Origin of the sequence: Rhodopseudomonas sp., assembly GCF_013377015.1 — a bacterium.
Classification (GTDB): Bacteria; Pseudomonadota; Alphaproteobacteria; order Rhizobiales; family Xanthobacteraceae; genus JARJEH01.
Window position 1 is genome coordinate 91,878 of the sequence record NZ_JACABA010000003.1, and the last position, 21,057, is coordinate 112,934.

Below are 21,057 nucleotides of genomic sequence, written 5' to 3' on the forward strand. Positions count from 1 at the left end.
CGGCGTCAACCCTGAATCAGCGCCAGCCACTCGTCCTCGCTCAGCACTGCGACGCCGAGCTCGCGCGCCTTGGTGAGTTTCGAGCCGGCATCCTCGCCGGCGACCACGTAGTCGGTCTTCTTCGACACCGAGCCCGCCACCTTGGCGCCTAACCGCTCCGCCGCGGCCTTGGCCTCGTCTCGGGTGAATTTGGTCAACGACCCAGTGAACACCACGGTCTTGCCAGCGATGGCGGTGTCGCTCTTCGCCTGCTCGACCGGCAGCACTTCGATTTCATCGAGCAATTCGGCGAGCGCCTTGACGTTGCGCCGCTCGGCAAAAAACTCGACCACGGCGTCAGCGACGATCTCGCCGACGCCGCCGATATTGTTGAGGTCCTGATAGGCTTCCGAGCTATTGCCCTCGGCGCTCTGCCCCGCGGCCGCCGCCAGCATTGCGTCACGGAACGCATCAAAACTGCCGTAATGCCGCGCCAGCAATTTGGCGTTGCCTTCGCCGACATGGCGAATCCCGAGCGCGAAGATCAGCCGGTTCAGTTCGATGCGGCGGCGCGCGTCGATCGCGGCGAACAGGTTGCGCACCGAGGTCTCGCCGAAACCCTCGCGGTCGCGCAGCTTCTTTGCCGCGCGCGCGTCGCGCTTCTGCAGCGTGAAGATGTCGACCGGGTGCATGATCAGGCCGTCGTCGTAGAACTCCTGAATCTGTTTCTCACCGAGACCGTCGATGTCGAACGCCAGCCGCGAGACGAAATGCTTCAGCCGTTCCACCGCCTGCGCCGGACAGATCAGCGCGCCGGTGCAGCGCCGCACCACCTCGCCGTCCTCGCGCACCGCGTGGCTGCCGCACACCGGGCACTTGTGCGGGAAGTCGTAGGGTTTGGCCGATGCCGGCCGCTTGTCGAGCACGACGTTGACGATCTGCGGAATCACATCGCCGGCGCGTTGCACCACCACGGTGTCGCCTTCCCGGATATCGACGCCGTCGCGGATCGGCGCGCCGTCATTGCCGACGCCCTTGATGTAATCCTCATTGTGCAGCGTCGCGTTCTGCACCACTACGCCGCCGACGGTCACCGGCGCCAGCCGCGCCACCGGCGTCAACGCGCCGGTGCGGCCGACCTGGATGTCGATCTTCTCCAGCACCGTCGTCGCCTGCTCGGCGGCGAATTTATGCGCGATCGCCCAACGCGGACTGCGCGACACGAAGCCGAGCCGCTCCTGCCAGTCGAGCCGGTCGACCTTGTAGACCACGCCGTCGATATCGTAAGGCAGCGACGCGCGCTCGTCGCCGGTCTTGCGATAGAACGCCAGCGCGTCGTCGACGCTGTGGCATAGCGTTATCCGCGGATTGACCACGAAGCCGGCCTGTTTCATCCAGCCGAGCATGCCGTGCTGGGTGTCGGCCGGCGCGTCACTCATCTCGCCCCACGCATAGGCGAAGAACTTCAGCGGCCGCGACGCCGTGATGGCGACGTCCTTCTGTCGCAGCGAGCCGGCCGCCGAATTGCGCGGATTGGCGAACGGCGCCTCGCCGGCCTGTTCCTGTCGCTGGTTGAGCGCGAGGAAATCGCTCTTCAGCATGTAGACCTCGCCGCGCAATTCGCAGGAGGCGGGGATCGCGCGGCCCTTCAGCGTGTGCGGAATATCCGCGATGGTGCGGACATTGGCGGTGACGTCCTCGCCGACAAAGCCGTCGCCGCGGGTCGCGGCCCGCACCAGTTCGCCATGCTCGTAGCGCAGCGACAGCGACAGCCCGTCGATCTTCGGCTCGGCGACGATCGCGGGGATTTCATCGAGCTTGAGGAAACGCTGTACGCGCTCGACGAACTCGGTGACCTCGTCGTCGCTAAAGGCGTTGCCGAGCGACAGCATCGGCACCGCGTGCTGCACCTTGGCGAAGCCACGCGCCGGCGCGGCGCCGACCTTCTGGGTCGGCGACCCGGCGCTGACCAGCTCGGGAAACCTCGCCTCGATCGCCTCGACGCGGCGGCGCAGCGCGTCGTAGTCAGCGTCGGAAATCTTCGGCGCGTCTTCCTGATAGTAAGCCTTGTCGTGACGCTCGATCTCGAGCGCCAGCCGCGTCAGCTCGACCTTGGCCTTCGCCTTGGTGAGATTGGAGATGTCGGTGGGAGCGGGCTTGGATTTCGAGACCATGTCGTGGAATATCAGTCCGTCATTCCGGGGCGCGAGCACTTGCGAGCGAACCCGGAATCTCGCGGCACAGTGGGCGTTTCAATGGCCTATTATGTCTATCTTCTGGCCGGCAGGAAAGATGGCCCGCTCTATTTGGGCGTGACCAATGATCTGGTTCGGCGCGTGTTCGAGCATCGGTCCAAGGCGATCCATAGTTTCACGGCGCGTTACCACATCACCAAGCTGGTCTGGTTCGAAATCTATGACGATCCGGTCTCGGCGATCACCCGCGAGAAGGAGATCAAGAAGTGGCGACGGCTCTGGAAGGTCGCGCTGATCGTCAAGGACAATCCCAATTGGAACGATCTGTACGACAGCACTACGCGGTAGAGTTCGCAGCGAGGTGGTCGTGACTCGCAGCAAGATTCCGGGTTCGCGCGCAGCTGACGCTGCTCGCGCCCCGGAATGACCAACAACAGTCATTCCGGGGCGCGAGCCCTTGGGCGAGCGAACCCGGAATCTTGCGCCAGGTTTAGGAATCGCAATCTCTCTCCTCCCGCAAGCGGGGCGAGGGAAAGATCACCCCGCCGCCTTGATCAGACGGTCAGCAGCGGCGCGGGCTTCGGCGGTGATTTCGGCGCCGGCCAGCATGCGGGCGATTTCCTCGCGGCGGTGCTCGTCGATCAGCGCATTGACGCGGGTGGCGACGCGTTTGCCCTTGTCGAGTGCGTCCTTGGAGATCAACAGATGCTGGTCGGCTCTTGCTGCGACCTGCGGCGCGTGGGTCACCGCCATCACCTGGACCTTGCCGGCGAGCCGCGCCAGCCGGGCGCCGATCGCATCCGCCACCGCGCCGCCGACTCCGGTATCGATCTCGTCGAACACCAGCGTCGGCGCCGAGCCGCGATCCGACAGCACCACTTTCAGCGCCAGCAGGAACCGCGACAGCTCGCCGCCCGACGCCACCTTCATCAGCGGCCCCGGCCTTGTGCCCGGGTTGGTCTGCACCCAGAATTCGACGCGATCGAAGCCCTGCGGCCCGGGCGAAGCCGGATCGCTGTCGACCTGGGTGATGAATTTGGCGCGGTCGAGTTTCAGCGGCGCCAGTTCGCCTTGCACCGCCTTGTTGAGTTTCTCCGCCGATTTGCCGCGCGCCAGCGACAATTTTGCGGCGGCGGCGCTGTAGCGGCCGTCGGCTTCCGCCGCCGCCGTTTCGAGGCCGTGCAGCCGCTCCGCGCCGGCATCGATCAGCGCCACGTCGGCGGCGTATTTGGCGGCCAGCGCCGCCAGCCCGTCGACCGGGGTGGAATATTTCCGCGCCGCCGCGCGCAGCGCGAACAATCGCTCCTCGATCCGCTCCAGCTCCAGCGGATCGAAATCGGCGGCGATCAGCGCCGCGGAGAGGTGCTGGTCGGCCTCCTCCAGCGCATTGATCGCGGCGTCGATCGCCTTCACCGCGGGTTCCACCAGCGCCGGCGCGCTGCCGGCGCGGCGTTCCAGCCGGCGCACCGCTGCTGCCAGCGCCGCCACCGGCGAATGATGGCCGCTGACCGCGTCCTGCGCCTCGCGCAGATCGCCGGCGATCTTTTCGCCCTGCATCATCGCGCTGCGGCGCTCGGCCAAGGCCGTCTCCTCGCCCTCGGCCGGCGCGAGCTTCTTCAATTCCTCGGCGGCGTGGCGCAGATAGTCGGCCTCGCGGGCGGCGCGCTCCATCCCGGCACGATGCTCGTCGAGCACGGCGCGAGCGGCGCGGCGCGCCTCCCACAGCGTCTCCAGCGCCGCGACATCCTTTTCCAGGCCGGCGAAGGCGTCGAGCAGCCGGCGATGCGTCGCGGCGTCGACCAGCGCCCGCTCGTCGTGCTGGCCGTGGATCTCCACCAGCGCGGCGCCCACCGCCTTCAGCGTCTGCACGCTGACCGACTGGTCGTTGATGAAGGCGCGGGTACGGCCATCGGCGAGCTGGACCCGGCGCAGGATCATCTCACCGCTGTCGTCGAGCCCGTTGCTGGCCAGGATCGCCCGCGCCGGATGCCGCTCCGGAATATCGAACGACGCCGTGACCTGGCCCTGCTCCACGCCATGGCGGACCAGCCCAGCGTCGCCGCGGCCGCCGAGCGCCAGCGCGAAGGCGTCGAGCAGGATCGACTTGCCGGCGCCGGTCTCGCCGGTCAGCACCGCGAGGCCGCGCGCGAACTCGATATCGAGCCGCTCGATCAGGACGATGTCACGGATCGAAAGGCGCGCAAGCATGCGGGTTAGGTCCTGCTGGTGTGACGGTCCGGACGTTCTCTTCGCCCCACCGCGAATCTGTCAAGAACTTCCGAACCGGCGCCCATACTAGAATGCCGTGTTGCCGCTGTCCTGATCGATCTGGAGTTCGTCCCGGATGATGTCGCAAGCTCGCGCGAGCTGCGAATCCGGAACCCTAGCCGAGGCCGAAATTCTTGAAGGCCCGGCTGATATAGGAGCCCTTGTTCTCGCTCGGCTCGAGTCCGCCGGACTTCACGAGATTATAAGCGTCCTTGTACCACTTGCTGTCGGGAAAGTTGTGGCCGAGCACGGCGGCGGCGGTCTGCGCCTCGCCGACGATGCCGATCGCCATATAGGCCTCGGTCAGCCGCGCCAGCGCCTCCTCGACATGTCGCGTGGTCTGGTAGCGGGTCACGACGGTCTTGAAGCGGTTGATCGCCGCGGTGTAGTCGCGCTTTTCCATGTAATAGCGGCCGACGTCCATTTCCTTGCCGGCCAGCTGGTCGCGCGCGCCCTCCAGCTTCTGCTTGGCGCTGTTGGCGTATTCCGAGGTCGGATATTTCCGGATCACTTCCTCGAGCGCGGCGATCGCCTTTTCGGTGCGGCCCTGGTCGCGCGAGATGTCCGGAATCTGGTCGTAATGCGACGCCGCGATCAGGTACTGCGCATAGGCTGCGTCCGGGCTGCCGGGATGCAGCGTGACGTAGCGCGTGGCGGAGCCGATGCAGCTGTCGTAGTCGCCGGCCTGGTAGAATGAATAAGCCGACATCAATAGCGATTTGCGGGCCCAGTCGGAATAAGGATGCTGGCGATCGACTTCCTCGAATTTCTTCGAGGCGGCCTTCGGGTCCTTGCCCTGGTTCATCAGGTACAAGCCCTCATTGTAGAGCTTGTCGGCGGGTTCGTCGGTGTAGGTCTCATCCTTGGTCAGGAACTTGTCCCACAGCGCGCCGGTGCCGCAGCCGCTGAGCGGCAGCGCGAGAACGATCAGACCAGCGGCGAGCCGCAACGTGCGCCACGCAGATGCGCCGCCGCCGTGGACGACCAATTCCCGCAGCCCGGGCGTCACGCGTTGTACCGACATATGTTACCCGATGCCTGTGATGCCGTGCCTGCTGCGCGCGCCATGAACACCGTCATGGACGAACCATCGACATGCTCTCGAATGGGGCCGCGCGACAGCGGGCTTTCTAGCCCAAAGAGGTCGATTAACCAACCGAGTACGCAGGCATTTCGCCGGGAATAAGGCGGTCCGGGGCAGATCGTCGGCGGTTGTGGTTAACCGCGGAGGCTCGGGACCAGGCTCAGGAAACGTCCGGGCCGTAGACCGGGGCAACCATGCCGCCGACCATCCCACTGACGAGCTCGGCACGGCCGCGCGGACGTCGCACCGGCTCGGCCTCGACCACCCGCCAGGCGCTGTGATCAGCCAACAAGGCGGTCAGCACCCGATGGTTCAGCTTGTGGCCGCCGCGCACGGAGCGATAGGCGCCGAGCAGCGGAAGGCCCGCAAGTGCAAGATCGCCCACGGCGTCGAGCGCCTTGTGGCGCGCGCATTCGTCGGCGTAGCGCAGGCCCTCGGTGTTGAGCAGGCGAGTCTCGTCGAACACCAGCGAATTCTCGAACGACGCGCCGAGCGCGTAACCCATGCTCCACAGCCTCGCCACGTCGTTCATGCAGCCGAAGGTACGGGCACGGCAAACATCGCGGCGGAAACTCTCGGGAGCGACGTTGAGATTATAGAACTGGCGACCGATCACCGGATTGGAAAAATCGATCTCGACCTCGACGCGGAAGCCGGCGGCGTGGGGTCGCAATTCGCCGAATGAATCGCCCTGGGCGACCTGCACCGGCTTCAACACCTGGATGAAGCGGCGCGGCGCGGCCTGCTCAACGGTTCCCGCCTGATCGATCGCGGCGACGAAGGCAGCAGCGCTGCCATCCATGATCGGCACTTCGGGGCCGTCGACTTCGATGGTGGCGTTATCGATCCCCATGCCACGCAGCGCGGCAAGCACATGCTCGGCGGTGGACACCAGCGGACCGTCGGCGTCGCCCAGCACGGTGGCCAGTTCGGTCGCAATCACCGACTTCGCGGTCGCCGCCAGTTCGCGGTCGGCGCAGTCGACTCCGGTCCGCACAAAAATAAAACCCGCATCGATGTCTGCGGGTCCGATCGTCAAGCTGGCAGGAAGACCTGAATGAACACCGACACCGGTTACGGTGGCTTGCGAACGCAGCGTTGCTTGCCGGCTTGATTTCATGAGTAACTGCCCAAATTGACCCACTTGAAGTTCGAACCGATCAGGTTTCCCGCCGACTCGTCTTCAAGGTGTCCCCAAGTCACGGAAACCATAGCACTGCCCCAAAAGGCGCCAACTCACGGTTTTTTACTGATTGTTACCCAAACTCCGCCGCATTGCCGCCGCGGCTTCACCGAATTTGGCCACCGAGGCACTGCCGGTGACCGGCAAATGGCTCCCGAGAGCCGAGAATAATACTGCTAAATCAGCATCTTAATAAAAAGTTACGGAATTGTTTAGACTCCACGAAAAATGGCCCAGGCGGGGACGCCGGGGCCATTTGGCAGTCGAATTGTTACAAGAGGTCAGTTTGCCTGACGGCGCAGGAACGCCGGGATGTCGAGATGGTCGTCACCCTGTGGCGCAGGTGCAACAGGTGCTGGCCGGCCATGGGCGTCCAACCCCTGCGGCGCTGGACGTCGCGCGTATTCGGATACCGGTTCGTTCGATGACATTTGCTCGGCGACGCTGCGCTGCGGTTTACGCTCCGGCAGCGGCGGCAATGGCGACATCGCCGGACCTGAGGCGCGGGCGGCGATCGGCGGCTCAGCTTCCTCGTCACGGCGGCCGAGGCCGACATTGGCGAGACGCTGCAACAGCGACATTCGGGTCTTCTGCGGATGGTCCTCTTCGACGTCGCCGCGCGCCTGCCGAATCTCGTTTTGCGCCGGCACCGGCAGTTCGTCGAACCGCGGCATCCTTGGCGTCCGCAACGGAGCGCGCTCGGCGGCTTGCGGAATAAATGATTCCGGCGCCGGCTCCTCGGCTGCGATCCGGGCGGGTTCGATTTCCGGGAACAGCGAGGGCTTCTGGGCAATCGGACGGACGGTTACGTCGCCATAGGAGGCCTGCTGGACCGGCTGCTGCGCCGACTCCTGAATCGGCGCATCGGAGCCGACCGCGGCGGCAATCGCCGCCAGCGCGGCGCGCTCGATGTTGCTGGACGGCGCCCGCGGCGCCCCCGCCGATGCAGCTTGCACCGGGCGCGTGGCGGCGGCAGCGGCCTCAGCGGCGCGCTGGTTGTCGGCGCGCAGCTTGGCGGTAAGTTCGGCGAGACGGCTGTCAGGACCCGACGAGATCGCGATCGGAGCGGCGGTCGGCGCCGCGGCGCGCGCGAGTTGCGCCTGCTCGATTCCGGTGGCGACCACCGAAACCCGGATCACGCCATCAAGCGATTCATCGAAGGTGGCGCCGACGATGATGTTGGCGTCCTGGTCGACCTCCTCACGGATTCGGGTGGCGGCTTCATCAACCTCGAACAGCGTCAGATCCTTGCCGCCGGTGATCGAGATCAGAAGGCCGCGGGCGCCCTTCATCGAGGAATCGTCGATCAGGGGGTTGGCGATCGCGGCTTCGGCGGCGGTCAACGCGCGCTTCTCGCCGGAGGCCTCGCCGGTGCCCATCATCGCCTTGCCCATCTCCTTCATCACGGCGCGGACGTCGGCGAAGTCGAGATTGATCAGGCCTTCCTTGACCATCAGGTCGGTGATGCAGGCGACGCCCGAATACAGCACCTGGTCGGCCATCGCGAAGGCGTCGGCGAAGGTGGTCTTTTCGTTGGCGACCCGGAACAGGTTCTGGTTCGGAATGATCAGCAGCGTGTCGACCACCTTGTGCAGCTCGGTGATCCCGGACTCCGCGGTGCGCATCCGGCGCTGGCCTTCGAAGTGGAACGGCTTGGTCACCACGCCGACGGTGAGGATGCCCATCTCGCGGGCGGCCTTGGCGATTACCGGCGCGGCGCCGGTTCCGGTGCCGCCGCCCATCCCGGCGGTGACGAACACCATGTTGGCGCCGGTCAGATGGTCGCGGATTTCGTCGATCACTTCTTGCGCCGCGGCGGCGCCGACGTCGGGCTGCGAACCGGCGCCGAGGCCCTGGGTGACCTGGGTGCCCATCTGGATCAGGCGCTGAGCCTTCGACATCGTCAGCGCCTGCGCGTCGGTATTGGCAACGACGAAATCCACCCCCTGAAGTCCGGCGGTGATCATGTTGTTGACGGCGTTGCCGCCAGCTCCGCCGACGCCGAACACGGTGATCCGGGGCCGCAGCTCGCGAATGTCAGGGACGTTGAGATTGATGGTCATGGTTGCCTCTCGATTACGCGCGCGTTGGTTCGTGATGCCCCCGGCCTGCCGCCGGGAAAGCTGATGGAATGGGAATAGGTTGGACAAGATTCATCAAAAGCCCTCACGCAGCCAGCGGCCGACCTTGCCGAAATAGCCCGGCCTCGCCGCTCTGGCGTGCCGGCTATGCCGCGGTTCGACGTGTTCGAGATGGGCGTATTGCGGGTAGACCAGCAGGCCGGACGGCACCGCGAAGGACGCGCTCTTGGCCTCGTTGGGCATTCTACTGAAACCGAGCGGACGGCCGACCCGAACCGGGCGGCCGAGAATCTGGGTTGCCAATTCGGGGATACCGGTGAGCTGTGATGCGCCGCCGCTCAGCACCACCCTCGCCCGGGGCTCTGCCGCAAACGGCGAATCAGCCAGCCGGTCCCTGACCATTTCAAAAATCTCCTCGGCACGGTGCCGAATGATGTTCGCGATCGTGGCCCGGGAGATAATCTGCGGGTCGTCCCGCTCATTGTCCCCGGCGGTGGGGATCGACATCAATTCGCGCGCATCGGAACCACCGGTTAGCACCGTGCCATATAACGTCTTGATTCGCTCGGCATCCGCGATGCAAGCCCCCAGACCGCGCGCCAAATCCATGGTGATATGCTGACCGCCGACCGCAAAGCCGCTGGCATGAACGAACCGGCCGGCCGAATAGATCGCGATTGTCGTTGTTCCTGCGCCCATTTCCACGACCGCGGCGCCGAGATCGGCCTCGTCGTCGGTCAACACCGACAGACCTGCGACATATGGACTCGCCGCCATCGCTTCGACGTTGAGGTGGCAGCGTTCGACGACCAGCATCAGGTTCTTGGCGGCGGTGGCGTCGGCGGTGACGACATTCATGTCGACGCCGAACTGACGCGCGACCATGCCGCGGGGATCGCGAATGCCCTTCACGCCGTCGAGCGTGTAGCTGACCGGCAGCGCGTGCAGCACGGTCCGGCCCGGGCCGGTAGCGTGATTCATTCCGGTGCTGGTGACCCGGGCGACATCGTCGGCGGTCACAGCGCCGCCCTTGATGTCGGCGGACGCTTCGATCAACTGGCCCTGTAGCCGGCCGGCAGAGACCGACAGCAGCACCGATTCGACCCGAACCCGCGCCATCCGTTCGGCCAGCGCCACGGCGTGACGAACGGCGTGCTCGCAATCGGCCAGATCGACCACCGCGCCGGCCTTGACGCCCCGCGACTGGATCTGGCTGTAGCCGACCATTTCGACGGCGTGGCTGCGTCCGCGCAGTGCGTCGCTCGGCGGGCAAGGTTTCAACCGCGCAATCATGCAGGCGATCTTGCTGGTGCCGATGTCGAGCGACGCCACCAGCGCCGTGCGGTGCGGCGCCATCGGTCTTGTCTTCGGGGTCTGATTGCGATCGAAGCCGGTCAAGCGTCACCAGCCTTCTTCTTGGTCTTCTTGTCTTTGAACAATTCTTCGCGCGCCTTGGCGGTGTCCTCGGACAGCCGTACCGTCAGCCGGTCCGGCAGTCGCATATCGACCGCGACGATATCGCGCGAGAACAGCCGGTCTTCATCGTCGAGCCGCGTCAACGTCGCCAGCGCGTTGCCGACGTCATGTTCCGGCAGCTTGATGTCGAGGCCGTTCTTCAGCCGCAGATTCCAGCGCCGCTCGCCGACCAGAATCGCGGCCCGGGTGATCGAGGATACCTGCGGATACTGTGCCAGCAGTGCGAGGAAATCCTTAGCCCTGGTGCCGGCGCCATTGCCCACTACCAGCGGCAGCGAAATGAAGCGCCGCGCCACATAGGGTTCCAGCACCGCGCCGTCGTCGGCGATCACCGACAGCCGGCCGTCGAGCTGCAAACGTGCGAATGCCGAGCGCTCGGTAATGTCGATCTGCAGTTGACCGGGATAGAGCTTCAGCACTGTCGCTTCGGCGATCCAGGGATTAGCTTTCAGCTTGTCGCGGACCACGGCGGCGTCGAGAAACAGCAGCGAGGAACGGCCGTTGACGCCGCCGATCGCCAGGATCTCGTCCTGAGTCAGTTGCTTGCGGCCGGCGATCGCGACGTTGACGATGCGGAATCCGACCACATTGGCGACCGCGTTGCGGGCGTCGCTGAGCGCCTCGATCACCTCACCGAGGTGCCCGCCCTTGACCACGCCGAGTCCGGCGCTGCCGATCAGGATCAGCACGGTCGCCGCGACGCCGACCCGGCGCGGGACATATTTCTCCACGAAAGCGGTCAGACGATCAGCATCTTCGGGGCGCTTGACCGGGACCGCTGCGCTGGCTCGACGCGGGGCCGCAAGACGTTCGCGCAACAATATCGCCGCGCCGATCGCGGCAGCTCTCAACAGGTCAGCCCGAAGCCTCAGCAGTCTCAGCGACCGAGCGAGGCGTCCTCCACCATCCATTGCACGAGCTCGTCAAATGTTATGCCCGCATCCGCTGCGAGCTCTGGCACAAGTGACGTCTCGGTCATGCCGGGTTGGGTGTTGACCTCGAGGCAGATGAGGCCACCAGTTCCCTCGATGCGGTCGTCGTAACGGAAATCCGCACGGCTTACGCCCCGGCAGCCGAGCGCCACATGCGCCGCCAGCGTTAACCTTCGGACTTCCTGGTAAACAAATGGTAAAATAGCTGCGGGCAGGATGTGTTTTGATGCGCCTTTCGAATACTTTGCCTCGTAATCGTAAAATCGCACCGTTGGCACGATCTCGATTACCCCGGTCGGCTCGCCCTTGACCACCGCGCAGGTCAATTCCTTGCCGGCGATGTATTTTTCAACCAGCAGCCGGTCGCCATGGGGCCAGTCGTCGCGAAACAGCTCCTGCGGCGGGTGGGCATGGTCCTCGGTGACGATGAATACGCCGACGCTGGAACCGTCGGCCACCGGCTTGATCACATAGGGCGGCGCCATGGCGTGGCCTTTCGCCACTTCGGCGCGCGACAGTGTCAGCCCCGTCGCCACCGGGATCCCGGCGGCCGTCATCACCGTCTTTGCCAGATCCTTCTGCATCGCCAGCGCCGACGCCAGTACCCCGGAGTGGGTGTAGGGGATCCCGATTGTCTCCAGCACGCCCTGGATGGTGCCGTCCTCGCCCGGGCGGCCATGCAGCATCATCAACGCCAGGTCGGGCTTGAGCCGATCGAGCACGGTTGCAATATCGCGCCCGACATCGATGCGCGACACCTGATAGCCGCGTCGCTCCAGCGCGTCAGCGCAGGACTGCCCCGAGCGCAAGCTGACCTCCCGCTCGGACGACCAGCCTCCAAGCAGAACCGCGACGTGCTTGCGTTTTGTCACCTGATGTCCTCGCATTGTCGCGGGTCGATGTGATGGCTGCGAAACGCCGCGCCCGCGCTGAGATTCGTCGATTTATCTGATTCGGAGAAGCCGGCTTACGCCTGAACTGGTGCCCGCCGCAGGCAAGCCAGGCCCCAGCCGAGCAGGATCACGATCGCCGGCGTGGTGAGGCCGATCACCCGCAGCGGCTGCCACACCTCCACCTCGGTGGCGATCATGCCGAACCACGCCATCGCCGACCAGGCAAACAGCGCCGGCAGCAACGCCACGCGGCCGCTGCGGCGCCAGGCGTCGAGCTGGATCACCGCCAACAACGGCGCGGCGAATGCCACGTAGTTCGGCTGCGACACCGACAGCATCACCGGCAGCGCTGCGCACAGGATGGCGCCGGCGATCAGCAACGGTTCGGACGGCTCCGGTTGCGGCCCGCGCAGCCGCCAGAACCGGCCATGGCCGACGATCAGCACCGCGCCGAGCAGCACCGCGTCTGCTGCGATCTGTCCCGCGGTGGCCCAGGGCGGCAGCGACGCCGCGTCCGGCAAACCGCCGGCGCCGATCCGCGCCAGCATCGCGCCGATGCTGAGCATATCGTAGGAGGTGAAGGTGATCTCGGCGGCGATTTTTGGGTTCGGCGCGCCGCCCAGGATGCCGCTGAGGTGATCGGTCCACAGCGCCGTATAGAGCTGCACGACCGCGGTCGTGCCGAGGCACAGCGCCGGCACCGCGATCAGGAACACCAAGCCGAAGCCCGCGGTGCCAAAGATCGTCTTCCAGTCCCGCCGCAGCAGCGGAATCAGCAGCAGCGCCAGCGGAAAGATCTTGATGGTGAAGCCGATCGCCAAGCAGCACGCGGCAGCGAAAATCCGGCCGCGGACATAGAGCACCAGGAACGCCACCATCGACAGCAGCACCAGCGCGGTCGGCTGGCCGCGGCCGAGCCCGTCGCCGAAAAACGGCAGCAGCGCCAGCAGCGGCCCGAGCCGCAGCAGCCACCAGCCGTTCCAGCGATCCTGGAGCAAGGGCCGCGCCACGCAGCGTTGCAGCGCCCTCGCCCACAGATCCACCGCCAGCGCCATCGCGACGGCGCCGATGACGTACCAGACCGCGACCGACATCGAAAACGACAGCGCCCAGGCTGGCCGCGCCATCCCCTCGAGCGGATTGGCAAACAATCCCATCAGCAACGCAAAGGTCGGAGGATAGTGATAGGTCCAGCCGTGATTGTCGGCGACCTGGTAAAGCGGATAGCCGGTCCAGATCGCCCAGCCGGCGCGGAAGAACACCTGAACATCGCCGAAGCCGTGCACTACCGTGCGCTTCACCACAATCGGTAGGTAGGCAGCGAATATCAAGGCGATCACGGCGATGATCGCGACTTCGTACCAGTGCAACTGGCGCAGGCGCGGCGAAAATGATCGTTCCAAGTCGCTCAGCTCCGCGTTGACGTGCAAACCGTTCGGATCAACGCGGCGGCGCGGCGATCCCGATCCGCTTGATCTCCCAGACCAGCTCGATGCCGGACTGTTGCAGCACCCGCGCCCGCACGGTCTCGCCCAGCGCCTCGATGTCGCTCGCCGTCGCCTCGCCGGTGTTGATCAGGAAATTGCAGTGCAGCTCCGACACCTGGGCGCCACCGACGCGCAGGCCGCGGCAGCCGGCTTCGTCGATCAGTTTCCAGGCGCTGTGGCCGGGCGGGTTCTTGAAGGTCGAGCCGCCGGTCTTGTCCCGGATCGGCTGCGCCGTCTCGCGATGGCGCTGCACCTCATCCATCCTGGCGCGGATCGCCTCGGGCGTGGCGATCGCCCCGCGCAGCGTCACCGCGGTGAAGACGATCGACGGCTCGACGCCGCTGCTGCGATAGGACAGCCGCATGCCGGTGTTGCTGAACACGTTCAGCGCGCCGTCGCGGCCGATGCCGGTGGTTTCCACCAGCACATCCTTGATCTCGCCGCCATTGGCGCCGGCGTTCATTCGTAGCGCACCGCCGATGGTGCCGGGAATGCCATGCAGGAATTCCAGTCCGCCGATCCCGGCCGCCGCCGCCGTCTCGGCGACGCGCTTGTCGAGCGCGGCGGCGCCGGCATGTATCACATCGTCTTCGGCGCGGGTGTCGCCGAAGCCGCGCGCACCGAGCCGGATGACGACGCCCGCGATGCCGCCGTCTCGCACGATCAGGTTGGAGCCGACGCCGACAGTGGTGACCGGAATGTCGGGCGGCAGCCGGGAGAGAAAATACGCCAGATCGTCCGCGTCGACCGGCGTGAACAGCGCCTGCGCCGGCCCCCCGACACGGAACCAGGTCAGCGGCGCCAGCGGTTCATTGGCCAGCAGCCGTCCGCGCAGCTGCGGCATCGCGGCGTGCAGCTCCGGCGTGATGTCGGGGAAGCTCATGATTACCCCAGTGCTTTCAATTCGCCCGGCAGCGCATAGGCCCACTGCGTGATGTTGCCGGCGCCGAGCAGGACGACATAGTCGCCGCTCTGGGCGATGCCGGCGACGATGCCGGCCAGCGCCGCGGCCCCCGGCAGCGGGATCACATTGCGATGGCCGTGGGCGCGCAAGCCGAGCACGAAATGATCGCGATCGATTCCCGCGATCGGCGCCTCGCCCGCCGGATAGACGTCGGCGACGATGACGGCGTCGGCGTCGTTGAAGCAGGTGCAGAATTCCTCGAACAGCGACTGCAGCCGGGTGAAGCGATGCGGCTGCACCACGGCGATGATTTTGCCGGCGGTGGATTCCCGCGCCGCTTTCAGCACCGCGGCGATCTCCACCGGGTGATGGCCATAGTCGTCGATGATGGTGACGCCGTTCCATTCGCCGGTCTTGGTAAAGCGGCGGCGCACCCCGCCGAACCCGGCCAGCGCCTTGCGGATCACCGCATCAGTGAGACCGAGTTCATGCGCCACCGCGATCGCCGCGGTGGCGTTCAGCGCATTGTGGCGGCCCGGCATCGGCAGCATCAGGTCGGCGATCTCATGCGCGGTGCCGGCTTTGCGGTCGCGAAACGCGACCTTGAAGGTCGAACCGCTGCCCTGCGGATTGAGATCGAGCAGCCGCACGTCGGCCTGGGGGTTTTCGCCATAGGTGATGATGCGGCGATCCTCGATCTTGCCGACCAGCGACTGCACCACCGGATGGTCGATGCACATCACCGCGAAGCCGTAGAACGGCACGTTCTCGACGAAATGCCGAAACGCGTCCTGCACCGCCTCGAAGGTCTTGAAGTGGTCGAGATGTTCGGGATCGACATTGGTGACGATGGCGACGTCGGCCGGCAATTTCAGGAACGTGCCGTCGCTTTCGTCCGCCTCCACCACCATCCACTCGCCGGCGCCCAGTCGCGCGTTGGTGCCGTAGGCGTTGATGATGCCGCCATTGATCACGGTCGGATCGAGATCGCCGGCGTCGAGCAACGCCGCGACCATCGACGTCGTCGTGGTCTTGCCGTGGGTGCCGGCGATCGCGACGCAGCTTTTCAGCCGCATCAATTCGGCCAGCATTTCGGCGCGACGAACGACGGGAATGCGCTGCGCCCGGGCCGCCAGCAGTTCCGGATTGTCGCGCTTGATTGCGGTGGAGACCACCAGCACGTCGGCGCCGGCGAGGTTCTCGGCCTTGTGGCCGACCTGGATGGCGATGCCCTTGTCGCGCAGCCGGTTGACGTTCGCGCTTTCCGAGGCGTCGGAGCCCTGCACGGTGTAGCCGAGATTGCACAGCACCTCGGCGATCCCGCTCATGCCGATGCCGCCGATCCCGACGAAGTGGATGGGTCCGATTTCGCGCGGCAGTCGCATCGCCGATTCCTTAAACGTCGTCATCCGCGATGGCGGATGGGTGAATTTCCGCGCGGACCGTAATTCAGGCAAGCCGCGCGGCCCTTGGATGCCCCGCTTTCGCTAGACATGACAAGGCCAAAAACGGCTTGCAGCACGCTAAATCCGGGCCACTTTCGCCACCAGATCGGCCAACCGCTCGGCGGCATCGAGCCGGCCGACGGTGCGGGCGGCGGCGGCCATGGCGATCAGGCGCGCCGGTTCGGCGGCGAGCGCCGAAATTTCCGCGGCCAGCCGCTCAATGGTGAAGTCTGGTTGCGCGATCCGGAGCGCGCCGCCCGCCTGCATCAGCACGCCGGCATTGGCGAACTGGTCCTGATCCAGCGCGCCCGGCAGCGGCACCAGGATCGACGGTCGGCCGATCGCGCCGAGTTCGGCCACGGTGCCGGCGCCGGAGCGCGAGATCACCAGATGGCTGGCCGCGAGCCGCGCCGGCAGGTCGGAAAAGAACGGCGCCAGTTCGGCATCGATGCCGAGCCGGTCATAGACCGCGCGGACCCGCGCCATGTCCTCCTCGCGCACCTGTTGCACGAGACGGAGCCGGCTCCACAGCGCCGGATCCAGTTGTTCGATCGCGCCGGGCACGATGTCCGCCATCACCCGCGCACCCTGGCTGCCGCCGACCACCAGCAGCCGCAGCGAGCCGGCCGGATCGGGCGAAGCGTATGGCACCGCAGCGGCGGCGAGGATCGCCGGCCGCATCGGCGTGCCGGTGGTGGTGGTTTTCGACGCCAGCGCCGGATCGCGATCCAGCACGCCGGGCAGCGAGGTGGCGATCGCGCTGACGTGGCGCGACAGCAGGCGATTGGCGCGGCCCATCACAGCGTTGGCGTCGTGAATCACGGTGGCGATGCCGACGGCGCGCGCCGCCAACAGCGGCGGCAGCGTCGGATAGCCGCCGAAGCCGACCACGGCGGCGGGCCGCAGTTTCCGCATCAGATTGAGCGCCACAAGGGTGCCGGCGCCGAGCAGCAGGCCGGTGCGCGCCAACGACCATGGCGAGCGTCCGCGCACCGTCTCGCTCGGCACCACGTCGATCATCTCGCTGGAAAACAACCCGCTGTATTTCATGGCCCGGGAATCGGTCACCAGCCGCACCCGCATCCCGCGCGCCATCAGCACCACGCCGAGCGCCTCGGCCGGAAACAGATGTCCGCCGGTGCCGCCCGCCGCGAGCAGGATCAGGGGTGCCGCGCTCATGGCGTCAGGCAAAGCCGCGGGCCGCGTCGGCATTGCCGAGCGAGTCGATCTCGGTGCGCGGTCGCTGCCTTGTCAGCGCCAGCATCATGCCGACTCCATAGGCCAGCGAGACCATCGACGAACCGCCATAGGAGATGAACGGCAAGGTCATGCCCTTGGCCGGAATCAGCTGCAGATTGACCGACATGTTGATCGCGGCCTGGATCCCGAACAGGATCGCCAGACCGGAGGAAGCGAACCGCGAGAACATGTCCTCGGACGCATAGGCCCGCGACAGCGTTCGGATCACGATGAAGGCGAACAACGCCAGCAACGCCAGGCAGAGAATGATCCCGAACTCCTCGGCGCCGACCGCGAACACGAAGTCGGTGTGGCTGTCCGGCAGGCTGCGCTTGGCGATGCCTTCGCCCGGCCCAAGCCCGAACCAGCCGCCATTGCTGAAGGCCTCCATCGCGGTATCGACCTGGAAGGTGTCGCCCGAGGCCGGATTCATGAATCGCTTGATCCGCCCGGCGACGTGGGGAACGAACAGATAGGCGGCGAACAGCCCGCCCGCGGAGATCCCGGCGAGCCCCAGCGCCCAGATGATCCGCATCCCGGCGATGAAGAACAGCGCGCCCCACACCATCAGGATCAGCATGGTCTGGCCGAAATCCGGCTCCAACACCAACAGCGACACCAGCGTCATCAGCAGCGCCAGCGCCATCGAGGTCGCCGGCATTTCCGGCCGCCGCGCCGATTCCGAAAACAGCCACGCCGCCAGCACCACGAAGGCCGGCTTGGCGGATTCCGAGGCCTGGATGTTGACGCCGAGCAGCGTGATCCAGCGCCGCGAGCCCTTGACCTCCGGCCCGATCAGCAGCGTCGCCAGGATCAGCGCCACCGAGATCGCGAACACGATCAGCGCCGAGCGCCGGATCTGTAGCGGCGACAGGAACGACACCGCGATCAGCACGATGAAGGACGGCAGCAGGAACATCACGTGCCGGTTGAAGAAATGAAACGGGTCGAGCCCGATCCGGGTCGCCACCGGTGGGCTGGCTGCGAGCGACAGGATCACGCCGCCAAGCATCAGAGCGATCACCGCCGCCAACAGCACGCGGTCCACGGTCCACCACCATTCGCTGAACGGCGTGCGTTGTTCACGGGAAATCATCGGCGATCCTTGGGCAAAGCTCACCCAATTGGTGCGCCATCGTGGTTGCCAAGGAGTTAACGAAATCGAAATGGTTTGAAGAAGTTGGGGTGATGTCCTGAACAACTTGCGCAGCACCCGATCGGACGCGGCGCTGCGGGTAGCCCCCACTGTCATCCCCGCGAAAGCGGGGATCCAGTACGCCGCAGCGCCGCGATTGGCCCATTGCCGCTCTGGAATACTGGGTCGCCCGCTTTCGCGGGCGATGACGGTCGAGGGTGTGGCGAAGCCAGGCTTCAATTCGTCACGTCACCTGCACAACGTCACACCACCGGCTTCACGTCCGGCAACGCCGTCACCAGATCGCGGAATTTCGTGCCGCGAATTTCAAAGTTGCGGTACTGGTCGAACGAGGCGCAGGCCGGCGACAGCAGCACGACAGGTTCGGCCAACCCCGAGGCCGCAGCATCGGCGGCCGCCACCGGCACCGCCTTGTCGAGCGCCTCGCTGATCTCGTAAGGCACCCTGCCCTCCAGCGTCGCGGCGAATTCTTTCGCCGCCTCGCCGATCAGATAGGCCTTGCGGATTCGCGGAAAGAACTCGGCGAGGCTCTCGATACCCCCGGTCTTCGGCTTGCCACCGGCGATCCAGAAGATGTCGTTGAAGGATGCCAAAGCCTTGGCGGTGGCGTCCGCATTGGTGCCCTTGGAATCGTTGACGAACAGCGTGGCGCCTTGGCGTCCGACCTGCTCCATCCGATGCGCCAGACCGGGAAAACTGCGCAGGCCTTTTTGCAGCGCTTCGGCGCTGACGCCGAGCGCCAGCACGGCTGCGGCCGCGGCGGCGGCGTTCTGGGCATTGTGCAGCCCGCGCAATGAGCCGATGCCGCCAATCCGCGCGATCTCGCTGCGGGCGCCGCCGGCGGCGCGCAAGACCGTCTCGTGCTCAACGGTGATGCCGTCCGCCAGCGGCTGCTTCACCGAAATCCGCACCACGCGGCGGCCGGCCTGCTCGATGCGATCGGCGGCGGCGCGGCCGAAGCCGTCATCGACGCCGACGATCGCGGTGCCGCCCGGCTGCACGCCGGCAACCAGGCGCTCCTTGACCTCGGCGTAGTGCGCGAGCGTGCCGTGGCGGTCGATGTGATCCTCGGTGACGTTGAGCAGAATGCCTACGCTGGGGTCGAGCGACGGCGTCAGGTCGATCTGGTACGACGACATCTCGATGACGTGGACGCGGCCGGCGCGCGGCGGCTGCAGCGACAGGATCGCGGTGCCGATATTGCCGCCCATCTGGGTGTCGTAACCGGCCTCACGCATCAGATGCGCGATCAGCGCCGTGGTGGTCGACTTGCCGTTGGTGCCGGTGATGGCGACGAACGGCGCGTCCGGCGCGTGGCGTCGGCGTTCGCGACAGAACAGTTCGATGTCGCCGATCACCTCGACGCCGGCCTCGCGCGCCTTCAGCACGGTCCAGTGCGGCGCAGGATGCGTCAGCGGCACGCCGGGCGTCAGCACCAGCGCTGCGAAACTCGCCCACGACACGCTGCGCAGATCCGCGGTGATGAAATTGGCCTGCGCCGCCTCGACCATCCGATCGATGCTGTCGTCACAGGCGACGACCTCGGCGCCGCCGGCTTTCAGTGCGTGGCAGCACGCCAGGCCGGAGCCACCGAGCCCGAATACTGCGACGGTCTTACCCGCGAAGCTAGTGACCGGGATCAATGCTTCACCGCAGCTTCAGGGTCGAGAGCCCGGCCAGCGCCAGCATCACCGAGATGATCCAGAACCGGATCACGATCTGCGGTTCGGTCCAGCCCTTCTGCTCGAAATGATGGTGGATCGGCGCCATCCGGAATACCCGTTTGCCGGTCAGCTTGAACGACGTCACCTGCACGATCACCGAGACCGCTTCCAGCACGAACAGCCCGCCGATCACCGCCAGCACGATCTCGTGCTTCACCGCCACCGCGATCGTGCCGAGCATGCCGCCGAGCGCCAGCGACCCGGTATCGCCCATGAAGATCGAGGCCGGCGGCGCGTTGAACCACAGGAAGCCTAGGCCCGCGCCGAGCAGCGCGCCGCACAGCACGGCGAGTTCGCCGGTGCCGGCGACGTAGTTGATCTGCAGATATTCGGCGAACACCGCGTTGCCGGCGAGATAGGAAATCAGCCCGAAGCTCGCCGCCGCGATCATCACCGGCACGATCGCCAGCCCGTCAAGGCCGTCGGTGAGGTTCACCGCGTTGCCGGCGCCGACCACGATGAAGCCGCCGAAGATGAGGAAGAACCAGCCGAAATTCAGAGCCACTTCCTTGACAAACGGAATCACCAGCGAGCTCGACAGCGGATCGCGGCCGAGCCGCATCAGTGCGTAGCAGGCCGCGCCGGCGATCACCGCCTCGATCGCGAGCCTTGTTCGGCCGGAGAAGCCGTTGTGGCTCTGCTTGGTGACCTTCAGATAATCGTCGTAGAACCCGACGAAGCCGAAGCCCAGCGTCACCGCGAGCACGATCCAGACATAGGGATTGAGCGGATTGGCCCACAGCACGGTGCCGACCACCAGCCCCGACAGGATCATCAGCCCGCCCATGGTCGGGGTGCCGATCTTGGTGATCAGGTGCGATTGCGGGCCGTCGGAGCGGATCGGCTGGCCCTTACCCTGGCGCAGTCGCAGATTGTCGATGATCCAGGGGCCGAACAGGAACACGAACAGCGCCCCGGTCACCATCGCGCCGCCGGTGCGAAACGTGATGTAGCGGAATACGTTGAAGACCGGAATTGTCGAGGAAAAGTCGATCAGCCAATAAAGCATTC

At 66.1% G+C, this 21,057-nt stretch carries 16 protein-coding genes; 1 reads left to right on the plus strand and 15 read right to left on the minus strand.

Going from position 1 to position 21,057, the window contains the following annotated elements; all coding sequences use genetic code 11:
- Positions 1 to 5: 5 nt before the first annotated feature.
- Complete coding sequence (gene ligA, locus HXX15_RS15555; RefSeq protein WP_296517129.1) at positions 6 to 2,153, minus strand: NAD-dependent DNA ligase LigA; 2,148 nt, start codon at positions 2,151 to 2,153, stop codon at positions 6 to 8.
- Between the two features lie 81 nt (positions 2,154 to 2,234).
- On the opposite strand from ligA, the gene HXX15_RS15560 reads away from it, so the two are divergent.
- Complete coding sequence (locus HXX15_RS15560; RefSeq protein WP_296517130.1) at positions 2,235 to 2,522, plus strand: GIY-YIG nuclease family protein; 288 nt, start codon at positions 2,235 to 2,237, stop codon at positions 2,520 to 2,522.
- Between the two features lie 189 nt (positions 2,523 to 2,711).
- Here the strand turns inward: HXX15_RS15560 and recN are convergent, their stop codons facing one another.
- The 14 genes from recN to mraY all read right to left on the minus strand — a co-directional run bounded on the left by recN (position 2,712) and on the right by mraY (position 21,055).
- Positions 2,712 to 4,382 carry a DNA repair protein RecN gene (gene recN / locus HXX15_RS15565; protein WP_296517132.1) on the minus strand — a complete coding sequence of 557 codons (1,671 nt, stop codon included), beginning with the start codon at positions 4,380 to 4,382 and terminating at the stop codon, positions 2,712 to 2,714.
- A gap of 175 nt (positions 4,383 to 4,557) precedes the next feature.
- Positions 4,558 to 5,466 carry an outer membrane protein assembly factor BamD gene (locus HXX15_RS15570; RefSeq protein WP_296517133.1) on the minus strand — a complete coding sequence of 303 codons (909 nt, stop codon included), beginning with the start codon at positions 5,464 to 5,466 and terminating at the stop codon, positions 4,558 to 4,560.
- A gap of 220 nt (positions 5,467 to 5,686) precedes the next feature.
- A complete protein-coding gene (lpxC, locus tag HXX15_RS15575; RefSeq protein WP_296517135.1) occupies positions 5,687 to 6,646 on the minus strand; it encodes a UDP-3-O-acyl-N-acetylglucosamine deacetylase in 960 nt (319 codons plus the stop codon).
- A gap of 344 nt (positions 6,647 to 6,990) precedes the next feature.
- Positions 6,991 to 8,772 carry a cell division protein FtsZ gene (gene ftsZ / locus HXX15_RS15580; RefSeq protein WP_296517137.1) on the minus strand — a complete coding sequence of 594 codons (1,782 nt, stop codon included), beginning with the start codon at positions 8,770 to 8,772 and terminating at the stop codon, positions 6,991 to 6,993.
- A gap of 93 nt (positions 8,773 to 8,865) precedes the next feature.
- Positions 8,866 to 10,188, minus strand: coding sequence for a cell division protein FtsA (ftsA, locus tag HXX15_RS15585; RefSeq protein ID WP_296517139.1), 1,323 nt, complete (start codon positions 10,186 to 10,188; stop codon positions 8,866 to 8,868).
- Positions 10,185 to 11,177, minus strand: coding sequence for an FtsQ-type POTRA domain-containing protein (locus HXX15_RS15590; RefSeq protein WP_296517141.1), 993 nt, complete (start codon positions 11,175 to 11,177; stop codon positions 10,185 to 10,187). The genes ftsA and HXX15_RS15590 overlap by 4 nt, the downstream gene beginning before the upstream one ends.
- Positions 11,144 to 12,070: a D-alanine--D-alanine ligase gene (locus HXX15_RS15595; RefSeq protein WP_296517143.1), complete on the minus strand. Its 927-nt coding sequence runs from the start codon at positions 12,068 to 12,070 to the stop codon at positions 11,144 to 11,146. The genes HXX15_RS15590 and HXX15_RS15595 overlap by 34 nt, the downstream gene beginning before the upstream one ends.
- 95 nt (positions 12,071 to 12,165) lie before the next feature.
- Positions 12,166 to 13,494, minus strand: a complete 1,329-nt coding sequence (locus HXX15_RS15600; RefSeq protein ID WP_296517145.1) for a glycosyltransferase family 87 protein — start codon at positions 13,492 to 13,494, stop codon at positions 12,166 to 12,168.
- A gap of 37 nt (positions 13,495 to 13,531) precedes the next feature.
- Positions 13,532 to 14,461: a UDP-N-acetylmuramate dehydrogenase gene (gene murB, locus HXX15_RS15605; RefSeq protein WP_296517147.1), complete on the minus strand. Its 930-nt coding sequence runs from the start codon at positions 14,459 to 14,461 to the stop codon at positions 13,532 to 13,534.
- A 2-nt stretch (positions 14,462 to 14,463) separates the two neighbouring features.
- Positions 14,464 to 15,867 carry a UDP-N-acetylmuramate--L-alanine ligase gene (gene murC / locus HXX15_RS15610; RefSeq protein WP_296517149.1) on the minus strand — a complete coding sequence of 468 codons (1,404 nt, stop codon included), beginning with the start codon at positions 15,865 to 15,867 and terminating at the stop codon, positions 14,464 to 14,466.
- Between the two features lie 138 nt (positions 15,868 to 16,005).
- A complete protein-coding gene (gene murG, locus HXX15_RS15615) occupies positions 16,006 to 17,106 on the minus strand; it encodes an undecaprenyldiphospho-muramoylpentapeptide beta-N-acetylglucosaminyltransferase (protein WP_296517151.1) in 1,101 nt (366 codons plus the stop codon).
- A gap of 4 nt (positions 17,107 to 17,110) precedes the next feature.
- On the minus strand, positions 17,111 to 18,262 hold the full coding sequence (ftsW, locus tag HXX15_RS15620; protein ID WP_296517154.1) for a putative lipid II flippase FtsW: 1,152 nt from the start codon (positions 18,260 to 18,262) through the stop codon (positions 17,111 to 17,113).
- Positions 18,263 to 18,564: 302 nt separating this feature from the next.
- Positions 18,565 to 19,965 carry a UDP-N-acetylmuramoyl-L-alanine--D-glutamate ligase gene (murD, locus tag HXX15_RS15625; RefSeq protein WP_296517156.1) on the minus strand — a complete coding sequence of 467 codons (1,401 nt, stop codon included), beginning with the start codon at positions 19,963 to 19,965 and terminating at the stop codon, positions 18,565 to 18,567.
- A gap of 4 nt (positions 19,966 to 19,969) precedes the next feature.
- Positions 19,970 to 21,055, minus strand: coding sequence for a phospho-N-acetylmuramoyl-pentapeptide-transferase (gene mraY / locus HXX15_RS15630; protein WP_296517158.1), 1,086 nt, complete (start codon positions 21,053 to 21,055; stop codon positions 19,970 to 19,972).
- Positions 21,056 to 21,057: the final 2 nt, after the last annotated feature.